23 protein-coding genes and 1 tRNA gene are annotated in these 23,123 nt (G+C 62.8%); 16 read left to right on the top strand and 8 right to left on the bottom strand.

The annotated features are described in order from the left end of the window. Positions 1-103: 103 nt before the first annotated feature. From B0G81_RS21210 to B0G81_RS21245, 8 genes are all read left to right on the top strand, one after another. The gene (locus B0G81_RS21210; RefSeq protein ID WP_134138242.1) at positions 104-592 is read left to right on the top strand and encodes a hypothetical protein; all 489 of its coding nucleotides are present in this window, start codon (positions 104-106) and stop codon (positions 590-592) included. A gap of 135 nt (positions 593-727) precedes the next feature. Further along, positions 728-2,011 carry a glutamate-1-semialdehyde 2,1-aminomutase gene (gene hemL, locus B0G81_RS21215; protein WP_134138243.1) on the top strand — a complete coding sequence of 428 codons (1,284 nt, stop codon included), beginning with the start codon at positions 728-730 and terminating at the stop codon, positions 2,009-2,011. Positions 2,012-2,082: 71 nt separating this feature from the next. Then, positions 2,083-3,252 carry a bifunctional diaminohydroxyphosphoribosylaminopyrimidine deaminase/5-amino-6-(5-phosphoribosylamino)uracil reductase RibD gene (gene ribD / locus B0G81_RS21220; RefSeq protein WP_134138244.1) on the top strand — a complete coding sequence of 390 codons (1,170 nt, stop codon included), beginning with the start codon at positions 2,083-2,085 and terminating at the stop codon, positions 3,250-3,252. 15 nt (positions 3,253-3,267) lie between these two features. Further along, positions 3,268-3,882 (top strand): riboflavin synthase, encoded by a 615-nt coding sequence (locus B0G81_RS21225; RefSeq protein WP_106283367.1) that lies wholly within the window; start codon positions 3,268-3,270, stop codon positions 3,880-3,882. A 199-nt stretch (positions 3,883-4,081) separates the two neighbouring features. Further along, positions 4,082-5,218 carry a bifunctional 3,4-dihydroxy-2-butanone-4-phosphate synthase/GTP cyclohydrolase II gene (ribBA, locus tag B0G81_RS21230; RefSeq protein WP_106283368.1) on the top strand — a complete coding sequence of 379 codons (1,137 nt, stop codon included), beginning with the start codon at positions 4,082-4,084 and terminating at the stop codon, positions 5,216-5,218. A gap of 49 nt (positions 5,219-5,267) precedes the next feature. After that, positions 5,268-5,774, top strand: coding sequence for a 6,7-dimethyl-8-ribityllumazine synthase (gene ribH, locus B0G81_RS21235; protein ID WP_006050161.1), 507 nt, complete (start codon positions 5,268-5,270; stop codon positions 5,772-5,774). Further along, on the top strand, positions 5,771-6,205 hold the full coding sequence (nusB, locus tag B0G81_RS21240; protein WP_106283369.1) for a transcription antitermination factor NusB: 435 nt from the start codon (positions 5,771-5,773) through the stop codon (positions 6,203-6,205). The genes ribH and nusB overlap by 4 nt, the downstream gene beginning before the upstream one ends. A 150-nt stretch (positions 6,206-6,355) precedes the next feature. Beyond that, positions 6,356-7,552, top strand: coding sequence for a pyridoxal phosphate-dependent aminotransferase (locus B0G81_RS21245; protein WP_134138245.1), 1,197 nt, complete (start codon positions 6,356-6,358; stop codon positions 7,550-7,552). 107 nt (positions 7,553-7,659) lie between these two features. Here B0G81_RS21245 and B0G81_RS21250 read toward each other — a convergent pair whose 3' ends face one another. Then, positions 7,660-8,844: a transglycosylase SLT domain-containing protein gene (locus B0G81_RS21250; protein WP_134138246.1), complete on the bottom strand. Its 1,185-nt coding sequence runs from the start codon at positions 8,842-8,844 to the stop codon at positions 7,660-7,662. A 606-nt stretch (positions 8,845-9,450) separates the two neighbouring features. On the opposite strand from B0G81_RS21250, the gene B0G81_RS21255 reads away from it, so the two are divergent. Then, positions 9,451-11,019, top strand: coding sequence for a UbiD family decarboxylase (locus B0G81_RS21255; RefSeq protein ID WP_134138247.1), 1,569 nt, complete (start codon positions 9,451-9,453; stop codon positions 11,017-11,019). Between the two features lie 52 nt (positions 11,020-11,071). Next, a complete protein-coding gene (locus B0G81_RS21260; RefSeq protein WP_106283373.1) occupies positions 11,072-11,749 on the top strand; it encodes a LysE family transporter in 678 nt (225 codons plus the stop codon). Positions 11,750-11,827: 78 nt separating this feature from the next. On the opposite strand, the gene B0G81_RS21265 is transcribed toward B0G81_RS21260, so the two are convergent. From B0G81_RS21265 to B0G81_RS43770, 3 genes are all read right to left on the bottom strand, one after another. Further along, a complete protein-coding gene (locus tag B0G81_RS21265; RefSeq protein WP_134138248.1) occupies positions 11,828-12,793 on the bottom strand; it encodes a threo-3-hydroxy-L-aspartate ammonia-lyase in 966 nt (321 codons plus the stop codon). Between the two features lie 254 nt (positions 12,794-13,047). Beyond that, complete coding sequence (locus tag B0G81_RS21270; protein ID WP_134138249.1) at positions 13,048-13,341, bottom strand: hypothetical protein; 294 nt, start codon at positions 13,339-13,341, stop codon at positions 13,048-13,050. 374 nt (positions 13,342-13,715) lie between these two features. Beyond that, a complete protein-coding gene (locus tag B0G81_RS43770) occupies positions 13,716-13,877 on the bottom strand; it encodes a hypothetical protein (RefSeq protein WP_007180743.1) in 162 nt (53 codons plus the stop codon). Positions 13,878-14,112: 235 nt separating this feature from the next. Here B0G81_RS43770 and B0G81_RS21275 point away from each other — a divergent pair, with 235 nt between their 5' ends. The 3 genes from B0G81_RS21275 (at position 14,113) to B0G81_RS21285 (ending at position 16,243) form a co-directional block, all read left to right on the top strand. Continuing rightward, the gene (locus B0G81_RS21275) at positions 14,113-15,051 is read left to right on the top strand and encodes a DUF2520 domain-containing protein (RefSeq protein ID WP_134138250.1); all 939 of its coding nucleotides are present in this window, start codon (positions 14,113-14,115) and stop codon (positions 15,049-15,051) included. Between the two features lie 77 nt (positions 15,052-15,128). Continuing rightward, complete coding sequence (locus tag B0G81_RS21280; RefSeq protein ID WP_134138251.1) at positions 15,129-15,449, top strand: EthD family reductase; 321 nt, start codon at positions 15,129-15,131, stop codon at positions 15,447-15,449. Between the two features lie 230 nt (positions 15,450-15,679). Next, positions 15,680-16,243, top strand: coding sequence for a YggT family protein (locus tag B0G81_RS21285; RefSeq protein ID WP_106313896.1), 564 nt, complete (start codon positions 15,680-15,682; stop codon positions 16,241-16,243). Positions 16,244-16,338: 95 nt separating this feature from the next. On the opposite strand, the gene B0G81_RS21290 is transcribed toward B0G81_RS21285, so the two are convergent. After that, positions 16,339-17,232, bottom strand: a complete 894-nt coding sequence (locus B0G81_RS21290; protein ID WP_134138252.1) for a hypothetical protein — start codon at positions 17,230-17,232, stop codon at positions 16,339-16,341. Between the two features lie 665 nt (positions 17,233-17,897). Here B0G81_RS21290 and B0G81_RS21295 point away from each other — a divergent pair. Further along, positions 17,898-17,971 (top strand) — tRNA-Gly (locus B0G81_RS21295). A 652-nt stretch (positions 17,972-18,623) separates the two neighbouring features. Next, complete coding sequence (gene trmB, locus B0G81_RS21300; RefSeq protein ID WP_134138253.1) at positions 18,624-19,406, top strand: tRNA (guanosine(46)-N7)-methyltransferase TrmB; 783 nt, start codon at positions 18,624-18,626, stop codon at positions 19,404-19,406. Between the two features lie 81 nt (positions 19,407-19,487). On the opposite strand, the gene B0G81_RS21305 is transcribed toward trmB, so the two are convergent. The 3 genes from B0G81_RS21305 to B0G81_RS21315 all read right to left on the bottom strand — a co-directional run bounded on the left by B0G81_RS21305 (position 19,488) and on the right by B0G81_RS21315 (position 21,441). Then, a complete protein-coding gene (locus B0G81_RS21305) occupies positions 19,488-20,324 on the bottom strand; it encodes an undecaprenyl-diphosphate phosphatase (RefSeq protein WP_134138254.1) in 837 nt (278 codons plus the stop codon). An 81-nt stretch (positions 20,325-20,405) separates the two neighbouring features. Further along, on the bottom strand, positions 20,406-20,999 hold the full coding sequence (locus B0G81_RS21310; RefSeq protein ID WP_134138255.1) for a DUF1439 domain-containing protein: 594 nt from the start codon (positions 20,997-20,999) through the stop codon (positions 20,406-20,408). Between the two features lie 106 nt (positions 21,000-21,105). Continuing rightward, positions 21,106-21,441, bottom strand: coding sequence for a YkgJ family cysteine cluster protein (locus B0G81_RS21315; RefSeq protein ID WP_134138256.1), 336 nt, complete (start codon positions 21,439-21,441; stop codon positions 21,106-21,108). A gap of 224 nt (positions 21,442-21,665) precedes the next feature. Here B0G81_RS21315 and hemN point away from each other — a divergent pair, with 224 nt between their 5' ends. After that, complete coding sequence (hemN, locus tag B0G81_RS21320; RefSeq protein ID WP_134138257.1) at positions 21,666-23,051, top strand: oxygen-independent coproporphyrinogen III oxidase; 1,386 nt, start codon at positions 21,666-21,668, stop codon at positions 23,049-23,051. Positions 23,052-23,123 lie beyond the last annotated feature (72 nt).

Genomic DNA, 23,123 nt, shown 5'->3' on the forward strand with positions numbered 1-23,123 from the left:
GGCAGCCACGTTGTCGATCGGTTAAGCTGCCGCCTGAACGCTGCGGGCGACGCGCGAACCTACGCGCCGCGCCCTTCCCGACTATTCTGTACACGACCATGCGATGACCGCATTCCTGCTGATCTGGAGCCCGAGGAAATGGCCGTGGCCCGAGCTGCCCGACGTGGCCAAACGCGTGACCACGGGCGTCGCGGTGGCCGACGCATGGGGCTGCGGATTTGCGCGCGGCATCCTGCCGGGAGACCGCGTGTTCCTGCATCGCGTGGCACAGGAACCGAAGGGTATCTTCGGCTCTGGTTATGTCACGCGCGCGCCGTACGAGGTCCCCGATCCGGCGACGAAGCGCGGCTACCGTTTGTGCATCGACTTCGTGTACGACTGGCTCGTCGATGCACACCAAGACGTGGTGATTCCGCGTGAGATGTTGCGCACGCATCCTTTCTCCGTGCAGACGTGGGACGCGCAGAGTTCGGGCACCGTGATCAAGCCAATGGCCGAAGGCGCGTTGGAAAAGCGCTGGGCGGAACTGACCGGCAAGCGCAAGCCGCCAAAGTTCGATACCCCGACTAAGCCCACGCACAAAAGTGAGTGAGCAGCCCGCTGCGTAGGCGCATCCGGAAAACCTGTTCACGCTGACTCCGGTACAATTTCCCCACCCATCCCAGCGCCACGCGACTCGCCCACAGGCGACCCGCGCCGCTGCGCAACCCCAATTCCAGTCATCGCCATGTCCAGAAACGAAACCCTTTTTGAACGCGCGCAACGCACCATTCCCGGCGGCGTGAACTCGCCAGTGCGAGCCTTCCGCTCGGTCGGCGGCACGCCGCGCTTCATCGAACGCGCACAGGGCCCCTACTTCTGGGATGCGGACGGTCAGCGTTATATCGACTACATCGGCTCATGGGGCCCGATGATCCTCGGCCACGTCCATCCGGAAGTGATCGAGGCCGTGCAGCGCGTGCTGGGCAACGGCTTCTCGTTCGGCGCGCCGACTGAATCGGAAGTGGAAATCGCCGAAGAAATCTGCAAGCTGGTGCCCTCCATCGAACAGGTCCGCATGGTGTCGAGCGGCACCGAGGCGACCATGAGCGCGCTGCGTCTCGCGCGCGGCTTTACGAACCGCAGCCGTATCGTGAAGTTCGAAGGCTGCTATCACGGCCACGCGGACAGCCTGCTGGTCAAAGCCGGCTCGGGCCTGCTGACCTTCGGCAATCCGACTTCGGCGGGCGTGCCGGCGGATATCGCCAAGCACACCACCGTGCTCGAGTACAACAACGTGGCTGAACTCGAAGAAGCGTTCAAGGCGTTCGGCAACGAGATCGCCTCGGTCATCGTCGAGCCGGTGGCCGGCAACATGAACCTGGTGCGCGCCACGCCCGAATTCCTGCAAGCCTTGCGGCGCCTGTGCACCGAGTACGGCTCGGTGCTGATTTTCGACGAAGTGATGTGCGGCTTTCGCGTCGCCCTGGGTGGCGCGCAAGAGGTCTACGGCATCACGCCGGATCTCACGTGTCTCGGCAAGGTGATCGGCGGCGGCATGCCGGCAGCGGCGTTCGGCGGCCGGCGCGACATCATGGCTCACCTTGCGCCGCTCGGCGGCGTCTATCAGGCGGGCACGCTGTCGGGTAACCCGATCGCGGTCGCGGCCGGCCTGAAAACGCTACAACTGATCCAGGCACCGGGCTTCTACGACACGCTGGCCGCGCGCACGATGCGCCTCGCGCAGGGTCTTGCCAACGTGGCGCGCGAAGCCAAGGTGCCGTTCGCGGCCGATTCTCTCGGCGGCATGTTCGGCCTCTACTTCACGGACTCGATCCCGACCAGCTTCGCCGAAGTCACGCAGAGCGACGTGCCGCGTTTCAACGCGTTCTTCCACAAGATGCTCGACGCAGGTGTGTATTTCGCGCCATCGGCGTATGAAGCAGGCTTTGTGTCGATCGTTCACGACGACGCGATTGTCGACGCCACGATCGACGCCGCGCGTGGCGCATTCGCCTCGCTCGCGGCCTGAAGCGGGCAAGACAACACACTGCTAAAACCACAACCCATTACAGCCTAGCCACCGTACCCGACTGGACCCCGATGTTTTCGCAAACCGATTTCGTCCATATGGAACGCGCGCTCGCGTTGGCCAAGCGCGGCATGTACAGCACCGACCCGAATCCGCGCGTCGGCTGCGTGCTCGTCAAGAATGGCGAGGTGATCGGCGAAGGCTTCACGCAACCGGCCGGTCAGGATCATGCCGAGATCCGCGCGCTGAAAGACGCGCGCTCGCGCGGTCACGACTTGCGCGGCGCCACGGCCTACGTGACGCTGGAGCCATGCAGCCACTTCGGCCGTACGCCGCCGTGCGCGAACGCATTGATCGAAGCTCAGGTCGCGCGCGTAGTCGCGGCGATGGAAGATCCCAATCCGCAGGTATCCGGACGCGGTCTCGCCATGTTGCGCGACGCCGGTATCGAAGTGCGCTGCGGGCTGCTCGCCCACGAAGCGCACGAACTCAATATCGGCTTTGTCTCGCGCATGACGCGCGGCCGCCCGTGGGTCCGCATGAAAGTGGCGGCCTCGCTGGACGGCCGCACCGGCTTGCCTTCCGGCGTCAGCCAATGGATCACCGGTGAAGCGGCACGCGCCGACGGCCACGCCTGGCGCGCTCGCGCGTCGGCGATTTTGACGGGCATCGGCACGGTCAGGGAAGACAATCCGCGCATGACGGTGCGCGCCGTCGACACGCCGCGCCAGCCGCAACGCGTACTGATCGACAGCCAGCTCGACGTGCCGCCGGAGGCGCTAATTCTGGCCGGCGCACCCACGCTGATCTTCTGCGGCAATCTGGATGGGCGACATACCGATCGCGCCAACGCATTGCGCGATCGCGGCGCCGAGATCGTCCAGCTGGCGAACCCGGCGGGCAAGGTCGATCTGCCCGCGGTGCTGAAAGTGCTGGGCGAGCGCAACGTCAACGAATTGCATGTCGAGGCGGGCTACAAGCTGAACGGCTCGCTGCTGCGCGAAGGCTGCGTCGACGAATTGCTCGTGTATCTCGCGCCGAGCCTGCTCGGCATGGATTCGATGTGCATGTTCAATCTGAGCGCGCCCGACACGCTCGAGGGCCGCGTCAAACTGAACTTCCACGCGGTCGACCGGATCGGCGAAGATGTGCGGATTCTCGCCCGCTTCATGCCTCAACCCGCCCCCGAGGCCACGCCCGGACCCGGCAGCGATCCCGCGTCCCCACCCGTTTCGAAATGATCGAGGATTAGTACGATGTTCACAGGAATCGTCGCGGCCGTGGGCCGCATTGAATCAGTCAAGCCGCTCGGCACGGACGGCGACGCGGGCGTGCGCCTGAACGTCGAGGCCGGCGGTCTCGATCTCGGCGACGTGCAGCTCGGCGACAGCATCACCATTCAGGGCGCCTGCATGACCGTGGTCGCGAAAACCGCCCACTCGTTCGAAGTCGACGTCTCGCGCGAAAGCCTGAACTGCACGGCGGGCCTCGGTGAGACCGGCGAAGTCAATCTCGAGAAAGCGCTGCGCGCGCACGACCGGCTTGGCGGCCATATCGTTTCCGGCCATGTGGACGGCCTCGGCACGGTGACGCACTTCGCGCCGGTCGGCGAATCGCACGAACTGCGCGTGCTGGCGCCGCGCGAGATTGGCCGCTACCTGGCGTACAAGGGCTCTATCACTGTCAACGGCGTGAGCTTGACCGTCAACTCGGTTAAAGATCGCGACGATGGCTGCGAATTCTCGATCAACCTGATTCCGCACACGGTCGAAGTGACGGCGCTCAAGCGTCTGCGTGAAGGCACGCAGGTGAATCTCGAGATCGATCTGATCGCGCGCTACGTCGAGCGCATGCTGAACGCGCCTAAATAACAGGCCGCAAGCCGGTCACGCATGGGCCGGCGGCGGCGCCCCGCCGCATTCCGCCGGTTCATGCATCCATCGTTTCAACGAGCTTAGCAACGGCGGACGGCTCATCGCCAGTCGGCCAAATGGCCTATGCCGTTCGGCGGAGGCGACTTGGGCTCGCGCGTGGCGTAAAATACGCGCTTTCTTCGAAACTCTCGCCAACATGACGCTCGCCTCCACTCCAGAGATCATCGCCGAACTGAAAGCAGGCCGGATGGTGATCCTCGTCGACGAAGAAGACCGCGAAAACGAGGGCGACCTCGTGATCGCCGCCGAATTCGTCACGCCGGAAGCGATCAACTTCATGGCACGCTACGGTCGCGGCCTGATCTGCCTGACGCTCACGCAGGAACGCTGCAAGCTGCTGAACCTGCCGCTCATGACCTACCGCAACGGCACGCAGTACGGCACCGCGTTCACGGTCAGCATCGAAGCGGCCGAGGGCGTTACCACCGGCATCTCGGCGGCGGACCGTGCCCGCACCATTGCCGCCGCGGTCGCGCCGGAAGCCAAGGCCGAGCACATCGTGCAGCCGGGCCACGTGTTCCCGATCATGGCTCAGCCTGGCGGCGTGCTGGTGCGCGCCGGACACACCGAGGCGGGCTGCGACTTCACCCAGCTGGCCGGGCTCACGCCGGCCGCGGTAATCTGCGAAGTCATCAAGGACGACGGCACGATGGCGCGCTTGCCGGACCTGATGGAATTCGCCAAAGAGCACGATCTGAAAATCGGCACGATCGCGGATCTGATCCACTATCGCAGCCGCACCGAGTCGATCGTCGAGCGGATTTGCGAACGCACCATGCAGACCGCGCACGGCGCGTTTCGCGCGGTCATGTATCTCGACCAGCCGAGCGGCCAGCCGCATATTGCGCTGGTGCGCGGCACGCCGTGCACGGATCAGGACACGCTGGTGCGCGTGCATGAGCCGCTGTCGGTGCTGGACCTGCTCGAAGTCGGCGAATCCACCCATTCATGGACGCTGGACGCGGCCATGAAAGAAATCGCCGCACGCGATTGCGGCGTGATCGTGCTGCTGAACTGCGGCGACTCGAAGGACCATCTGATCGACGTTTTCAAGGCGTTCGACTCGAAGGAAAGAGCCGACGCACTGAAACGCCGCCCCGTCGACTTCAAGACGTACGGCATCGGCGCGCAGATTCTGCGTGAGCTCGGTGTCGGCAAGATGCAGGTGCTGTCGAACCCGCGCAAGCTGGGCAGCATGTCGGGCTACGGTCTCGAAGTCACGGGCTTCGTGCCGATGCCGGGCGGCAAGGCACAAGCTCCGCAACAAGGCTGATCCGATCATTCACGCGCTTCGCGCCCACTCAAAACACTACGGAATTCACATGGAAATCGGACAATACCAACCGAATCTCGACGGCGACGGACTGCGTATCGGCATCGTGCAGGCGCGCTTTAACGAGCCTGTTTGCAATGGCCTCGCAGACTCCTGCATCGAAGAACTCGAACGCCTCGGCGTGACTGGCGAAGACGTGCTGCTCGTCACCGTGCCGGGCGCACTGGAAATCCCGCTGGCGTTGCAAAAGCTCGCCGAAAGCGCGCAATTCGACGCACTGATCGCGCTCGGCGCGGTGATTCGCGGCGAAACGTACCACTTCGAACTGGTATCGAACGAAAGCGGCGCGGGCATCACGCGTATCGGCCTCGACTTCGGCATTCCGGTCGCGAACGCGGTACTGACCACCGAAAACGACGAACAAGCCGTTGCGCGCATGACCGAGAAGGGTCGTGACGCGGCGCGCGTGGCCGTCGAAATGGCGAACCTTGCCGTCGCGCTCGAACAACTCGGCGGCGACGACGAGGAAGAAGACGAAGAAGAGGAAGAGGCATGAAGAGCGCACGCCGACGCTCCCGCGAACTGGCCACGCAGGGGCTTTACCAGTGGCTGCTGTCGGGTTCGCCCGGCGGTGAAATCGACGCGCAGCTGCGCGGCGCGCAAGGCTTCGACAAGGCCGACCACGAACATCTGGACGCCATTCTGCACGGCGTGATCCGCGATTCGGAAACACTGTCCGCGGCAATCGCTCCGTGTCTCGACCGTCCGATCGAGCAGCTCTCGCCGGTCGAACGCGCCGTGCTGCTGGTGGCCGCGTTTGAACTGAAGAACCACATCGATATTCCTTATCGCGTGGTCATCAACGAAGCGGTCGAACTCGCCAAAACGTTCGGCGGCGCGGACGGCTACAAGTACGTGAACGGCGTGCTGGACAAGCTGTCGGCGCAACTGCGCGTGGATGAGACGCAGGCGGCTCGCAAGCGTTGAGCGCACGGCGCATGGCCGGCGGCATGGTCGTTGGCGTGCGCTACGCTGAACGATCTGGCGTAACCGAACCGTTCATAAGGACGCCGTTTCGCGCACAAGCACTCGCGCCGAACGTCGTCCCGCTTTTGCTTCTGAACTGGATTTGATCGTATGAACTCCGTGACCGAACCCTTGGTGCGGCTTGCTGCACGTGTGGACGCCATCCAGCCTTTCTATGTGATGGAACTGGCCAAGGAGGCCGCGCTTCTCGAGCGCGACGGCCGCGACATCATTCATATGGGAATCGGCGAACCCGATTTCACCGCGCCCGAGCCGGTTATCGAGGCGGCCGCGAGCGCACTGCGCCGTGGCGTCACGCAATACACCAGCGCGCTTGGCCTGCACGCGCTGCGTGAAGCGATCTCAGCGCATTACGCCGACTTCTACGGCGTTAGCGTGGATCCGGCGCGGATCGTCGTTACCGCCGGCGCATCGGCCGCATTGCTGCTGGCGTGCGCGGCGCTGGTCGACCGCGACGACGAAGTGCTCATGCCCGACCCGTGCTATCCGTGCAACCGCCATTTCGTGATCGCCGCCGAAGGCAAACCGGTGATGGTGCCTAGCGGCCCGGCCGAACGTTTCCAACTCACCGCCGCCGACGTCGAGCGTCTCTGGAACGAGCACACCCGTGGCGTGCTGCTGGCGTCGCCGTCGAACCCGACCGGCACGTCGATCGAACCGGCTGAACTGGAGCGCATCGTCAAGGCGGTGCGCGCGCGTGGCGGCTTTACTATCGTCGACGAGATCTATCAGGGGCTGAGCTACGACGCGAAGCCCGTGTCGGCGCTCTCGTTCGGCGACGACGTGATCACCGTCAACAGCTTCTCGAAGTACTTCAACATGACGGGTTGGCGTCTGGGCTGGCTGGTGGTGCCGCCCGGCATGGTCGGCGCGTTTGAAAAACTCGCACAAAACTTGTTCATCTGCGCTTCCGCGCTCGCCCAGCACGCGGCGCTCGCCTGCTTCGAGCCTGAAACGATCGCGATTTACGAAGCGCGGCGCCAGGAATTCAAGCGTCGCCGCGACTTCATCGCGCCGGCGTTGGAATCGCTCGGCTTTTCCGTGCCGGTAATGCCCGACGGCGCTTTCTATGTATATGCCGATTGCCGCACGGTCGCGCACGCCGCGGCCGGCGACAGCGCGGCACTCACCAAGGCCATGCTGCACGATGCGGGCGTGGTGCTGGTGCCCGGCATGGATTTCGGTACGCACGCGCCGAAGGAGTACATCCGGCTGTCGTACGCCACTGCCTATCCGAAACTGGAAGAGGCCGTCGACCGACTGGCGAAATTCTTCGGCAAGGGTTGAGCAGAGCGACTCGCTTTCAATCGCCAGACGAAAAAAAGGACACGCCAGATGAGTGTCCTTTTTTGCTGCCACTCCCGCGCGGAGTCGCCCGTTCTAAGCTGCCAACCTCAAGCGCCCAATTCCGATGCCGATGCCACGTGCTTCGTCGCGTTGGCGCTCGCATCGTCCTGCTCGGAGGAAGCCGGCGCCTTCACCGGTGTCGCCGCGCTCAACGGATGACTGCCCTCGAGCGTCACCTGCACGCGCTTGCCATTGCTGGCCGACGCGGCCGTAGCCGTGTTGGTCGACGCCGTCAAAACCGGCGCCTGCGGTGCGTTGATCGGCACCTTGCGGCCACGCGCCACGTCCCGCAGACGGGCACGCTCGGCCATGACCTTGGCACCGTAGCCGCCGTCGTCCGGCGAGGTCGAGCCGACGTACAGACGCAAGCCGCCCGGAAGCGAACCGCCGCGTGCGATGCAATCCTTCAGCACCAGCGCGCCCACCTTGATGTTCGCGACCGGTTCGAGCGCCGCGCTCTGGCCGCCGAAATACTGGAATTTATCCGAGTGCACCTTGGACATCACCTGCATCAGGCCTTGTGCGCCGACGCCGCTCTCGGCGTACGGGTTGAAGCCCGACTCGATTGCCATCACTGAAAGCAGCAGCAGCGGATCGAGACCGACTTCGCGGCCGGTGTCGAACGCCGCCTTCACGAGCTCGCTGACGGGCTCCTGAGCAACGCGATAGCGCCGTGCGAGAAAGGACGCAACCAGGTCCTGCTCGCGGGTCGAGATCAGGACGCGGTCGTCGCGCGCGTCGGCGGATACGCGTTGCGACGGGATCAGGCTTGCCAGCGCGGTAACACTTTGCATGGTGCGCGGATCGAGGCCGTTCAGCGCCGCGACACCCATGCCGGTTGACCCGGCCGCGTCGAATGCGTTGTCAAAGCTGCTGTTGCTCGCGGTGACAGTGTTGCCGTTGTTCGTGCCGCTCACGGCATCGGGGCCGTTCGAGCTGGCGGTCAGCGAGTCGTCGGAGGACGCGCGCGCGGGCGGTCCGAAAGCCGGCAGCGGGTTGCCCTGCAGCAGGCGGGCGGGACCGGCTTGCACAGCGGCGGAGATGACCGGCATCGCCTTGGCGGCTAGCGTGCCGCGCAGGGCCGGCATCAGCCACAGTGCGACTGTCAGCACCACCGCGATACCGCCGACGATGCTGAACAGGTGATGACTCATTCGCGTCCCGCAGCGCACCACACCGCGCACAACTTGCGCGATACGCTCATCGGGACGCCACGATAACCAGGCGTTCATTCAGATCTCCCATGTTGCATGATCCGCGAACCCCGCCATATGAATAGGCGGTGAAGCACGTTCGCAGAATCAAGACATCGCGCGCTCTGTCTGGTTAGGGCAGCAGCGACGTCGGGAAAACGGTAAATACCGTTTGTGGGGAGCCATCCTGGAAAAGGACCGCGGCATGTCAAAAAAGCATGCGGGCGGTGGCTCCCACGCGAAAAACCAGCGTCAGTTAACGCTGGCGAGGACATCAATAAGACCGTCTAATACCGTGCAGGAATCGGTAAGCGGTGACGCGTTGCGTCTGATGGGACCGGGGGCAGTGGTAAAAAGGTTCACGCCCTGCAACCAATGTGGACGGATTTTATGCAGGGTTTTATAGATCGTCAACACTATAGATAGGCAAATGTATAACTAATTGTAATAACGAACCCTGTTCAGACAGCCCAAAACCGCGCGGCGCGCGCCTTTTGACCTGTTTCGGCTCCTCCGTCCCGCCTACGTCATTTGGCCGAGCTACGTGCGCTCGCCAACACAGGTAAAATCGACAATCGTTCTGGCGCCGTTAAACCGTGCTGCGCCTCCCTTCTTCGCCGCTTGCGCGGCACTGAACCGCACCAGATGAAATACAAAGACCTGCGCGATTTCGTCGGCCGTCTCGAGACCATCGGCGAACTGCGCCGCATCTCACAAAGCGTCTCGCCTGTCCTGGAAATGACCGAGTTGTGCGACCGCGTGCTGCGCGCCGGCGGCCCGGCTTTGCTGTTCGAGAGCAAGACACAGCATGCGTTCCCGGTGCTCGGCAACCTGTTCGGCACGCCTCGGCGGGTCGCGCTCGGCATGGGAGTGGACGCGCAAGCCGGCGAAGGCGACGGCGCCGCGCTCGAATCGCTGCGGGACGTGGGCCGGCTGCTCTCCGCATTGAAGGAACCCGAGCCGCCGAAGGGGCTCAAGGACGCCGGCAAGCTGTTCTCGCTCGCAAAGGCAGTGTGGGACATGGCGCCCAAGACGGTGGGCGCGCCGCCCTGCCAGGAAATTGTCTGGGAAGGCAACGACGTGGACCTCGCGAAGCTGCCGATTCAAACGTGCTGGCCCGGCGACGCCGGCCCGCTGATTACATGGGGCCTGACCGTCACAAAAGGCCCAAATAAGAGCCGACAAAATTTAGGTATATATCGCCAGCAATTGATCGGACGTAACAAACTGATCATGCGATGGCTCGCGCATCGCGGCGGCGCGCTCGATTTCCGCGAGTTCGCCCTGCAGAACCCGGGCAAGCCGTATCCGGTGGCAGTCGTGCTGGGCGCCGATCCAGCCACGATCCTCGGCGCGGTCACGCCGGTGCCCGACACGCTGTCTGAATACCAATTCGCCGGCCTGTTGCGCGGCGGCCGCACGGAACTGGCGAAGTGCATCACGCCGGGCGTCGACGGCTTGCAGGTGCCAGCGCGCGCCGAGATCGTGCTCGAAGGCTTCATCTATCCGCAGGAAGGCGCGCCTTCGCCCGCTCCCGCAGGCGCGCCGCCGCGTCCGGTCAAGGGCGCGTCGGCGGGCTATGAACATGCGCTGGAAGGCCCGTACGGCGACCACACCGGCTACTACAACGAGCAGGAGTGGTTCCCTGTCTTCACGGTCGAGCGCATCACCATGCGGCGCGATGCGATCTATCACTCCACGTACACCGGCAAACCACCCGACGAACCCGCCGTGCTCGGCGTCGCGCTCAACGAGGTGTTCGTGCCGCTGCTGCAAAAGCAGTTCAGCGAGATCACCGACTTCTATTTGCCGCCCGAAGGCTGCAGCTACCGCATGGCCATCGTGCAGATGAAGAAGAGCTACCCCGGCCACGCCAAACGCGTGATGTTCGGCGTGTGGAGCTTCCTGCGGCAGTTCATGTATACGAAGTTCATCGTCGTGGTCGACGAGGACGTGAATATCCGCGACTGGAAGGAAGTGATCTGGGCGATCACCACGCGCATCGATCCGGCGCGCGATACGGTGCTGGTGGATCGCACGCCGATCGACTATCTGGATTTCGCCTCGCCGGTGGCCGGACTCGGATCGAAGATGGGCCTCGACGCGACCAACAAGTGGCCCGGGGAAACCGATCGGGAATGGGGCCGCCCCATCGTGATGGACGACGCGATCAAACAGCGCATCGACTCCTTGTGGAACGAGTTGGGCCTCTGAGGCAAGCCGTACGACAAGACTGAATAACAAAGCTAACGGAGCCGTTGCGCAGATGCATGCTTTTTCAATGATGTCGGATGGGTTTTTTCTGTCGCTGTCGCTGTGTCTGGATATCGGTCTCGTGAACGTCGCCATGATTTCCCTGACGCTCTCGCATGGCTTCAAACCGGGCTTCTGGCTCGGCCTCGGTTCGTGCATCGGCGATCTGATTTATGCGGCGCTCGCGCTCGCGGGCATGGCCGCCTTGCTGCAGTTCCAATCCGTGCGCTGGGTGGTGTGGATCGGCGGCGCGGCGATCCTGCTCTTCCTGACCTGGAAGATGGCGCGTGAAGCAATGTTCCCGGCGACGGCGCCGGCGGTGGCCGGCGAGGCGGACGCGAATGCGCCGCATCTGTCCGCGTGGCGCGGTTTCTTGCGCGGCGTCCTGCTGGCGGTGTCGTCGCCGTCGGCGATTTTGTGGTTCGCCGCGGTCGGCGGCGCGCTGATCGCGAAAGCCGGCGCCACGAGCGTGACGACCGCGCCGGTCTTTCTCGGCGGATTCTTTCTTGGCGGTCTGTGCTGGACGATCTTTATCTGCGGACTCGGCAGCCACGGGCGCAAACGCGCCGGCACCGGCTTGCTGCGCGCCTGTCACGTGCTGTCTGCGCTGCTGTTTGCCTACTTCTCGTACAGCGTGATCGTCAACGGGTATCGTGATCTGATCGTGCAAACCGCGCACGTGGCGAGCTGATATGAAAACGGCCCGCGTTGGCGAGCCGTTTTCGATCGAGCAGCGGGCGAGTGCAACAGCGCCTGCCCGCGCAATCTATCAGGCAAGATACTGCGCAAGCTTTTCCAGGTCGACGTTGCCACCGCTCACCACCACGCCGACACGCTTTCCCTTCACCGGCACGATGCCGTTGAGCACCGCGGCCGCGGCGAGACAGCCTGTCGGCTCGACCACGATCTTCATGCGCTGCGCGAAAAAGCGCATCGTCTCGATCAACTGCGCGTCGCTGACCGTTTCGATCCGCGCGACCAGTCTCCGGATGATGGCAAACGTGTAGTTGCCCAGATGCGTGGAAGCAGCGCCGTCGGCGATCGTGCGCGGCGTGTCGATATGCACGATCTCGCCGCGTGCCAGCGATTGCTGGCCGTCATTGCCAGCTTCCGGTTCAATGCCGATCACCGTGCACGCCGGGCTCAGTGCCGCCGCGGACAACGCGCTGCCGCTGATCAATCCGCCGCCGCCGAGGCACACGAACAGCATGTCGAGCGGCCCGGTTTCCTCGATCAACTCCTTCACCGCCGTGCCTTGCCCGGCGATCACATGCGGATGGTCGTAAGGCGGAATCAGCGTCATGCCGCGCTCTTCGGCGAGCCGCCGGCCGATTTCTTCGCGATTTTCCGTGTAGCGATCGTAGGTGATTACTTCGCCGCCGTAGCCCTTGGTTGCCGCGACTTTGGCCGCGGGTGCGTCCTGCGGCATGACGATCGTGGCGTGGATGCCGGCAAGGCGTGCCGACAAGGCAATCGCCTGGGCATGGTTGCCCGACGAATAGGTCAGCACACCGGCTTTGCGCTGCTCCGCGTCGAAATGCGAGATCGCGTTGTAGGCGCCGCGAAATTTGAAGGCGCCCATGCGCTGAAAATTCTCGCACTTGAAGAACACCGACGCCCCAGCGCGCTCATTGAAAGTGCTAGAGGTCAGAACGGGAGTACGGTGGGCGACGCCCTCAAGACGCGCTGCGGCGTCGAGTACGTCGTCGAAAGTGGGAGCGGGAAGCGCTTGCATCGGCGAAACTCTCCAGAGCGGTGGCGAAACAACCATTCTCCCAGCTTCGACCGAGCTTTGGAACGTCAGGCGTGAAGTGAGCGCGTGAACTTCTCTGGCAACTCTTTGCACCGACCGGCCGACGCGAATTCAAACCGTCATTCGGACAATAGGCCCGCCATTGACTGCATGAAAAGCCGCCAACAAAAATACAAACGGCGTAACCCGGCGATCAAGCCGGCGTTACGCCGTCAATCAAAATCGACCCACTATATTTAGCGGCGATAGTAGCCGTGACCGTAGTAACCGCGGTAATAGCCGTGATGATAGTAAGGACGCCCGTAGCCGCCGTAATACCCGCCTACCACGACTGGCGGCGGTGCATAAACGACCGGCGGCGCATAAACCGGCTGCGGTGCGTAGTAAACCGGCGGCGGCGCGGCATAAACCGGGTAAGCCGGCGCAATCGGAATTCCGATACCGATACCAACGGAAACGTGTGCCTGAGCGGCACCGGCAAGCCCCAATCCGAGTGCTGCGGCAACGACAAACGGAACGATCTTTTTCACTTTTATTCTCCTAGCGCGGCCCACCAGGGTCGCCGACTTCGCATGCCCTGCATGCTATGAAATCAATGTATCGAAAAAGACCGCACCCATCTGTTCGCATTTGTTGCAAATTGCAATCGGCGACAAAAGCGCGCAATTCCAGCGGACGCCGCAAGCGCTCAATCACCTTCGTAATGCGCTGAAAACTCAGGGATTGCCCGTGTTTGGAGACGCCGCAATCAGTCGCAATGGCCGCCTTACGGCCTGCGGCATTTGCTTCACAGTAATCTTTGATTACAAATTAGCTTCGATCCTGACGGCGTCCAATTGCACCCCAGAATGAAAAATGCCCGACTGATGAGGCCGGGCATTCCTTACCTGCAAGGGTCGCTAAGTCAACCGACCTTCACATACGCGAATTCGCGAGACACGCTGGGCGGGACATAGGCGCCGCTGATCCGCACGCGCGGCGTCAGGCGCTTTTTCTGATCCCACCAGCGACGGCGCTGCGCGTGCGTCAGGAACCGCAAGTGCTTTCGGTAAGAAAAAATATTCATCGTGAACCTCCCGAATCTGACTGCGAGACGAAATACCCAGAACAGCAACTGCCAAACCGGCTCTGAAGAATTATGAGCAGTTTTTAAACCCGCGGGCGACAGCAGCCGGATGGTCAGCCGGGGGCGTCATATCGCAGGCGCACTGATCGAGCGAAAGCCAGTGCCCAGCCGCGCCGCGAGCGTGGCGGATGCGCGATACTTCTGCTTTCCCAACGTTCGTCTGGAGCAGGCACCCATGTCCCAGTCCTCTCTGCCGCGCCTCGGCTTTATCGGTGCGGGCCGGCTCGCACGCTGTCTCGCGCTGAGCTTTTCACGCTCCGGTTATCCGGTCACCGCGGTAGCCAGTCGCTCGGCAACTTCCGCCGGCCGGCTTGCCAGTCAAATCGAGCATTGCGCGGCATTCGAGAACCCACAACAGGTTGTCGACGCCGCCGATATCGTCTTTTTAGCTGTTCCCGATGACAGCATCGGTACGTCAGCGCACACACTCCGGTTCACTCCCGACACCGCCGCCAGCGCGCACGGCAAGGCGCTCGTGCACTGCAGCGGGGCTTCGCCGGTCGAATTGCTCGCCCCGGCACGCGACCAGGGCGCCTCGATCGGCGGTTTTCACCCACTGTACCTCTTTAGCGGCGAACCCGCCGATCTGGAGCGCATCGCCGGTTGTTCGGTGACGATCGAAGCCGACGGTGCACTGAGAGACACGCTGACAGCGCTAGCCGTCGCGCTGCGCTGCCATCCGCTGTCGATTCCGGCGGGCGGTCGTATGCTCTATCACGCCGCCGCGCACTACGCCGCCAGCTTCGCGCTGTGCAGCCTCGCGGAATGCGTCGCGCTGTGGCGCACGCTCGGCTTTGCCGAAGACGATGCGCTGCGGGCGCTGCTGCCGATGCTTTCCGGCACCATTGAAACCGCCCGCGACAGGGGTTTGCCCAACGCCCTCGCGGGCCCGGTATCGCGCGGCGACACCGGCGTGGTTCAGAAACAACTGGCGCTGCTGGAAGGCCTCGGCGGCGACCACGCCGCGCTGTACGGGCTAATGTCGCGGCGCGCGGTCGGCCTGGCCGAACGCCGCGCCACGCCGCCCGCCGCGATCGACGCCATCGCCGAGGTGGTGGAAGAATCGCTCAACCGGTCGCTGAATCAGGCTGCAGCAGGTGCAAGCGTCAAGTAAGCCGTGATAATGTGACGTCCGGCGCCGCGCGCAATCCGCCAGCGCCGCGCATCGGGACCAACAGACGAGAACGCACAATGATCAAGGTCAGCATCCTCTATCCGTATCGGGAAAACGGCCACTTCGACGTGGACTATTACTGCGTCACGCATATGCCGCTCGCGGCGAAGCTGTTCGGGCCGTCGCTGAAGGGCTGGTCGGTCGACGTCGGCATCAACGCAGGGCCGCCGGGAACGCCGCCACCGTACGTCGCAGCGGGCCACTTCCTGTTCGACAGCGCGGACGACTTCTACAAAGTATTCAAACCGGCTTCCGAGCAATTGATGGCCGACATTCCCAACTACACGGACGGCGGCAACGGCTCGATTCTGATCAGCGAGATCAAGATTTCCGTGTGATGCCCCGCGGAACGCGGACGAATCGCGGCCTTTAATATAGTGAGCCGTTGATCGTGACCCGCGAACCGTGACATTGCAGCACCACGCGGCCGCTTCAAACGGCGCGTAACGCGCCCCGAGTGCGGGAAAGGCGCGGGAAATTCAAATGAACCCGCCGGCGCGCCGTTTGGAGAGCGCCGGCACCCTGCGGCCGCTCGGCGGCCGTAATATTCGAAGGATAAGGACACGAGATGTTTGGCGATATCGCCCGTTTTCTGCTCAATACCGTCTTCACGCTGTTCGGCGCGGCGCTGTTGCTGCGCGCATGGCTGCAAGTCGTGCGCATGCCACCCTACAACCCCGTCACGAATGCCGTACTGCAAGTCACCAACTGGATCGTGCTGCCCTTGAGGCATATTTTGCCGAGCACGCGCAAGATCGATTGGGCGAGCCTTGTCGCGGCCCTCCTCGCTGCCATCGTGTATGTCGTGCTGATGGTGGTGTTGACGGGCGCCGATCCGCTCACGCTGTTGCCGACGCTGTTGATCGTCGCGGTGCTGACTCTGATCAAGTGGGCGCTGAATCTGATCATCTGGCTGACGATTCTGATGGCGCTGCTGTCATGGCTCAATCCGCGTTCGCCGGCCATGCCGATTCTGTACCAGCTCACGGCGCCGTTTCTGAATCCGCTGCGCCGCGTGGTGCCGCAACTCGGGGGCATCGACCTTTCGCCGATCCTGCTGTTCGTGATCGTGCAGGTGCTGCTGATGGTGGTCACCCGCGCCGCCGTTCAACTGACTTATTTCGTGATCTGAACGCGCAGGTAGCGAATATTCAGAAGCCGCCGCCCATCAGAAAGGCGGCGGCTTTGTTTCATGCGTCGCTTATTGCTTCAGCTGATTGCTTCCGCTTATTGCTTCGTCAACTGACCGTAGGCAATCGTGTTGTTGGCCGCTGTCCTGATCATGAAGAGAATCGTGCGGACGTACAGGGTGCTGCCCGTGATCGGCAGGAACGTAATCGCGGCATTGCCCGAATACGTCGCGCCCGATTTCAACGTGCAGGACGCGGTCGTGCCGGTCACGCTCAACGTGTAGAGATTCTTGCTGGACGACGGCGTGGCGAGCAGCAACGTTCCGGAGACCGGGCAGCCGCTCAATGTGCCGCTGAGCGTGCCGTCGTTTGCAATAGTCAGTGACGAACCGGTTTGCGCCCACGTGCCCGCGACGCTCGACTGGGTAACCGCGAGCGCATTCGCCGCGTCGTAGTTCCAGGACAGGTCCACCGTGGTGCCGTTCTCGACGTAGCTGCCCGTGAACGTCTGTTTATTCACGAAGGTGCCCGAGCCGGAGGTCGTCGGATAATAGAAGCCGCCGATGAATGCCACACCCGAGGTGAGCGTCCAGTTCGGCGCGCTGGGCGCGATGACGCCGAAGAATTCCGACATGCCGAAGCCGCCTACCGTATTCAGGTAAGAGATGTTGCCTTGCGGATCGACGAAGGCCGTGGTCTTGTCGATGCCGGACTGGCTTGTCCACACCCCTTCTACGCCGTTGCCCGTGGCCGCGGCCGAACCGCTCTGCGGACTGGTCAGACTCGGCAGCTGCTCGCCGCTCAGGGCGGGCGAAGAAGCCGGAACCGGCGCGCTTGCGGGAACGGGAGCACTTGCCACGGCCGGCGCCGAAGCGCTGCCGGTCGCAGGCGCTGCCGCCGAATTGCCCCCGTCGCCGCCACCGCCACACGCGGCCAGCGCGAGCGAAGCGAGCAGGGATAACGTCAATTTAGCTTTAATTTTCATATCCATTTTGTATTTGGGTGAGTGCACAGCCAATCAGATCGGCTATGGCACACCGTTGGTCATTTTGATCTCGATGATTGCCGCCAGCGCCGATTCGTTGAAATATTCCAGAAAGTCACTTGACAGAATCAAATCGAATGAATTCTTGTAACATTTGGAAATGGCGCTAAAGAAGTAAACGGCGGGATTCCGGTAAGCTTTAATATTTATTCGAATGTCTTGAGCGACCACTCAGTCGGCAGCGATGAAAAGTCATGCATAACGAATCAAGAAATCGAAGCATGCGGTGCGTAACTATTTGATTGGCCTTGTATTTATATGGGCTTCTAGCTGCATTCGATTTCCGCGATCTGGTTGGCAGTCGGAGCGTTAATCGGCTAGTTCCGCGTTGTGCGCGGTGGCGGACGGCAGCGCCTCGGTGTACTTAGTTGCGGCGCCTGACGAAGACGATGCCGAGTTAGTCGCGTTAGGTAGAACTCGCGAGGGAGATAGCGGAGCGAATGCGCAGGAGCACGCGACGAATCGCTGAGTACGGCTCGGCGGATACGACGAGCCGGTGCAAAGTGGCGCGGAACATCACACGCGCTCCCCGCAGTCAGCACACCACCTGACGCGCCGCAAACGTCCACGTTTGCCAAGTCGCGTGAAACCCGCGTAGAATGGCGTGCTCTGCGGGCGTCGTATAATGGTAATACCCTAGCTTCCCAAGCTAGAGCCGTGGGTTCGATTCCCATCGCCCGCTCCAGATTCTTTCTAGTCGGCTCGTGGGCAATCGGGCAGATTCGCGAAAGGATCTGACTCGACCTCTCTTCTCGCCTTTACCCGAAAAAAGCCTTTCCTGATCGTCGAATCCGGCAATCCATCCGCCTACGCAGATCGGCCAAGAAGATTCTCGAGTAGCGACGTCGCCCCAAAAGGCATCTCATCACGAAGCGCGAATCACCGGAAGTGGGAAGGCAGTAAGACTATGGGCATCGATGCGCATACTTGCTGATGATCATTTACTCCGTCAGATAATCGCCCGAAGAAATAGCTTACAAAAAGATTAAATCACCTGTGCAGATGCCCGCGTTATTGGAATGTAATATTCCCCCTCACATCCCTACTCCCGCCATCTCCGGTCAGTCTGGACGCGCCCTTTTGGGTTGTGCTACCTTACGCGCACTTGCAACGCCCGCTCCACTTTCCTGCTGACACCTTCAGCAGAATCCAGCACGAGCCGCCTCCATGAAGGCGGCTTTTTTGTCATAGCGGCGGCCTGGCGCAGCGACCCGTCAACCTCGCGCTCACTCGCCGTGCCGGTCGGACTCGCGCCTCATACCGCGCAAGCTCGGACAGGCACCGTGCAGCACGCCGGGCGAGCCGCGAAGCCCTTTACCCTTGTAGCAGCATCGACAATGATCCACGATCCAAACGACGCCGGCCCGCCGGACGACTTCCCGACGCCCTCCAGCGAAACCGGACACCAACCGAACGCCGACGACAACGCCCCGCAAGAAGCCCTGCATCGGCGCCGCATCCGCAGCTTCGTCACGCGCGCCGGCCGCGTCTCGACCGGCCAGCGCCGCGCCATGGACGAACTCGGGCCGCGCTTCGTGGTGCCCTTTGCGCCGCAGCAGCCTGACTGGAACGCCGTATTCGGCCGCGAGGCGCCACGCGTGCTGGAAATCGGCTTCGGCATGGGGGCGACCACCGCCGAAATCGCCTCACACCGTCCCGGCGACGATTTTCTCGGCGTCGAAGTACACGAGCCGGGCGTCGGCGCGCTGCTGAAACTGATGGGTGAACAGAACCTGTCCAACATCCGCATCGTTCAGCACGACGCGGTCGAGGTACTCGAACAGATGATCGCGCCGGCCAGCCTCGACGGCGTGCACATCTTCTTTCCGGACCCGTGGCACAAGGCGCGCCACCACAAGCGCCGGCTGATCCAGCCGAAGTTTGTCGCGCTGCTGGCATCGCGCCTGAAGCCCGGCGCGTATCTGCATTGCGCGACGGACTGGCAGAACTACGCCGAACAAATGCTCGAAGTACTGAGCGCCGATCCGGCGCTGGAAAATACCGCCGACAGCTATGCGCCGCGTCCGGAGTACCGTCCGGTGACGAAGTTCGAGCGCCGCGGCTTGCGGCTCGGACATGGCGTGTGGGATCTCGTCTTCCGCAAACGCGGCGTTGCATAAACGCGCAGCACGATTCGGCACGCAACGAAAAAGGTCCGCAAACGCGGACCTTTTCTCATGGCTCAAGCAAACGGCAAGCGCTCAATCCGTCCAGCTCAACGCGCCGCTATAGCCGACCAGCAGGATCAGCAGTCCGAAGCCGATGCGATACCACGCAAACGCGGTGAAATCGTGCGCGGCGATGTAGCGCAGCAGCCAGCGCACGCAGGCAAAAGCGCTGACGAACGCCGCCACGAACCCGACCGCGAAGGTGCCGAGCGCATCGACCGAAAGCAGGTGCCAGTCTTTGTACAGCTCGTAAGCGGTCGCGCCGAAAATGATCGGAATCGCAAGGAAGAACGAAAACTCCGTGGCAACGCGCCGGTCGAGGCCGAACAGCATCCCGCCGATGATCGTCGAACCCGAGCGCGACATGCCCGGAATCAGCGCGAAACATTGTGCGAGGCCGACTTTCAGCGCGTCCAGCGCGCTCAGGTCGTCCACGTTTTGCACGCGCGCTTCCCTCTCGCCTTGCGCGCGCTGACGCGCCTCCGCCCACAGGATCACGACGCCGCCTGCCACCAGTGCGAACGCGACCGGCACCGGCGAGAACAACGCTGCCTTGATGGATTTCTCGAACAGCAAGCCGAGCACGATCGCCGGAATCGTGGCGATGATCACATTCAGCGTGAAGCGCCGCGCATCCGGCCGGCTCGGCAAACCGGACACCACACTGCCGATGCGGCGGCGGAATTCCCAGCACACGGCGATAATCGCGCCGAGCTGGATCACGACGTCGAAGGTTTTCGCATGCTCATCGGTAAAGTTCAGCAGGCTGCCCGCGACGATCAAATGCCCGGTGCTCGACACGGGCAAAAACTCCGTCAATCCCTCGACGACGCCCAGAATCAGCGCCTTGCAAGCCAATAGCCAGTCCATCCGTGCCCCTAATCGCTGTAGTCAGTCGGAACGAACAGGGCCGGCACGGAAAGCGCGCGGCCCTGCCGGCCGCGCGCCGCGTCATTTTTCGACGATCTGCACGCGTATGCCGTTTGTAAGGATGGTGATTGTACCGGGTTCGTAATTCACTCCGGCAAATTGCAGTTGTTCGGGCTTGAAGGTGTAGATCGGATAGTTGGTCAGCAACTGCGTGGCGAGCACCGCCGCGGCCGCATTGATCTGCTGGGTATAGGCCTGCGCCTGCCCGCTCACGCTGACGTTATCGACGTTCGGCGACTTGAGCACGACCGATTTGCTGGCGGCGTCGTAGGCCAGTTCGCTCGACAGCGTGAACACGCCGTCGACCGGCTGCGGCATGAAGGGACTCACGAGACGCGCATCGAGCTTCACTGAGACGCGGTTCGCGTCGGGCAACAGACCGACCACCGGGTGGGTCAGCGCGACATCGAACACTTGCGAAACCGTGCGCTGATAGGGGAATTTGCGCTGCACCGCGTCCTGCACCTGCTGCTGCGAGAACGTGTAATGCGACGGAATGAACGGAAAAGTCGAGGTTGCGCAGGCCGAAAGCGAAACGGTGATGCTGAGCGCGCTGCAGCCTGTCAGCGCGGCAAGCAGGAAGCGGCGCCGGGCCGGCGCGGCGGGTCGAGTCATGCGAAATCTCCTGTGGAAACCTGTTCTGGCATGCGATTGCGGTGTTCGTTTTCGGCTGGTGGTTTGCCGTTTGCAGTTTGCTGTTCGCGGCGATCGCTTGCGCGCATTAGCGCTGAGCCACCGGCTGCGCGTTCGGTTGAGTTTGCATCTCCAGTTGCGCGAGCCACGCGAGCGCCTCGCCGCGATTCGTGCCGCACATTTCCATCTGCGGCTGCAGACCTGAACAGCACGCCGGCCGTTCAGGCTGACCGAAGATCGCGCAGCGCAGATCGTCGCCGAGTTGCGCGCAGCGTACGCCCGCCGGCTTGCCATTCGGCATACCCGGAATCGGACTCGAAATCGACGGCGCTATACAGCACGCGCCGCAATCAGGGCGGCACGCGTGACCGGCCACGCGGAACGGAGACTCGCGCTTCACGGCGCTGTTCGACACATCACTCACGACATTTTTCCTGAACCCAAAAACGGGCTATGCACTATCAGACCCGCATTGTGCCACCGCATTCCGTGCGACCTTTTTACGCAATCGGGCGAATGGTCACTCGCGTAAACTCGAAAGATCCTAAAGGCCATGCGCAAGAGGCGTCTGCGCGGATCGATCTGGTCGCGCGAATCGCGGCGGTCCGCCTCTTACTCGATGGCCGCCAGCCAGCCCTCGAGTCCCTCATGTCCATCGCCAGTACGCTGTTTCGCCCTGACCTGCTCGCCAAATACAGCGCGAACGGCCCACGGTATACGTCCTATCCGACTGCCCTGCAGTTCCGCGACGACTTCGATCGCACTGACTATCTACGCGCCGCCGCCGACCCCGGCGCGTCGTCCACGGATCTCTCGCTGTACTTCCACATTCCGTTTTGCGACACCGTGTGTTTCTACTGCGGCTGCAACAAGGTCGCCACCAAAAATCGCGCCCACGCGCGTCCGTACCTCGATCAGTTGAAACGCGAAATGGCGTTGCAGGCCGCCTGTTTCGACACGCGGCGTCCGGTATCGCAATTGCATTGGGGCGGCGGCACGCCGACCTTCCTGTCGCACGAGGAAACGGCCGAACTGATGGCCGCCACGCGCGAGCACTTCACACTGCTGCCCGACGCCGAAACCGAGTATTCGATCGAAGTCGATCCGCGCGAAGCATCGCCCGATACGATCGCGCATCTGCGCAAACTCGGTTTCAACCGGCTGAGCCTCGGCGTGCAAGACTTCGATCCGGTCGTGCAGCAGGCGATCAACCGCATTCAGCCGCTCGAGATGACCGCCTCGGTGATGCAGGCCGCGCGCGCCACCGGCTTTCACTCGATCGGCGTCGATCTGATTTACGGACTGCCGCATCAGACGGTCGAGAGCTTCGGCCGCACGCTCGACACGATGCTCGCGCTTGCGCCCGATCGTCTCTCCGTCTTCGCTTATGCGCACATGCCGCAGCTCTTCAAGATGCAACGCCAGATGGACCCCGCCACGCTGCCTTCATCCGACGTGAGACTCGCGATCCTGCAGCATGTGGTCGAACGTCTGACAGGTGCGGGCTATGTGTACATCGGCATGGATCACTTCGCGCTGCCCACCGACGAACTCGCGCGCGCGCAAGCGCAGCGCACGTTGCATCGCAATTTTCAGGGCTACAGCACGCGGGCGGAATGCGATCTGATCGGCTTCGGCGCATCGTCGATCGGCAAGGTCGGCGACGTGTACGCGCAGAACGTCAAGGATCTGCCGGGCTATGCCGCGGCGATCGATGCGGGCACGCTCGCTATCGCACGCGGCGTGCGCCTCACCGCCGACGACCGTCTGCGCCGCGACGTGATCACGCAGCTGATGTGCAACCTGGAATTGCGCTTCGACGAATTCGAAGCGGCCTATGGCATCCGCTTCGCCGGGACATTCGAGCCGGAGTTAAAGCGCTTGCGCGGCTTCGAGCAGGACGGTCTGGTGTCGCTCGAAGCAGGCAAGCTCGAAGTGCGGATGGCCGGCCGCATGCTCGTGCGCAACATCGCGATGGTGTTCGACCGCTATCTCGGCCAGCAGACACTCGAGCGATTTTCCCGCACGGTTTGAAGGCCTTGCAGCGGAAGAAAGCAACTGGCTTGCCCGGCGCCGAATTTTCGGCCATAATCTGCGTCTTCGCCG

It is taken from the genome of Paraburkholderia sp. BL6665CI2N2 (assembly GCF_004366535.1).
In the GTDB taxonomy this organism is placed as follows: Bacteria; Pseudomonadota; Gammaproteobacteria; order Burkholderiales; family Burkholderiaceae; genus Paraburkholderia.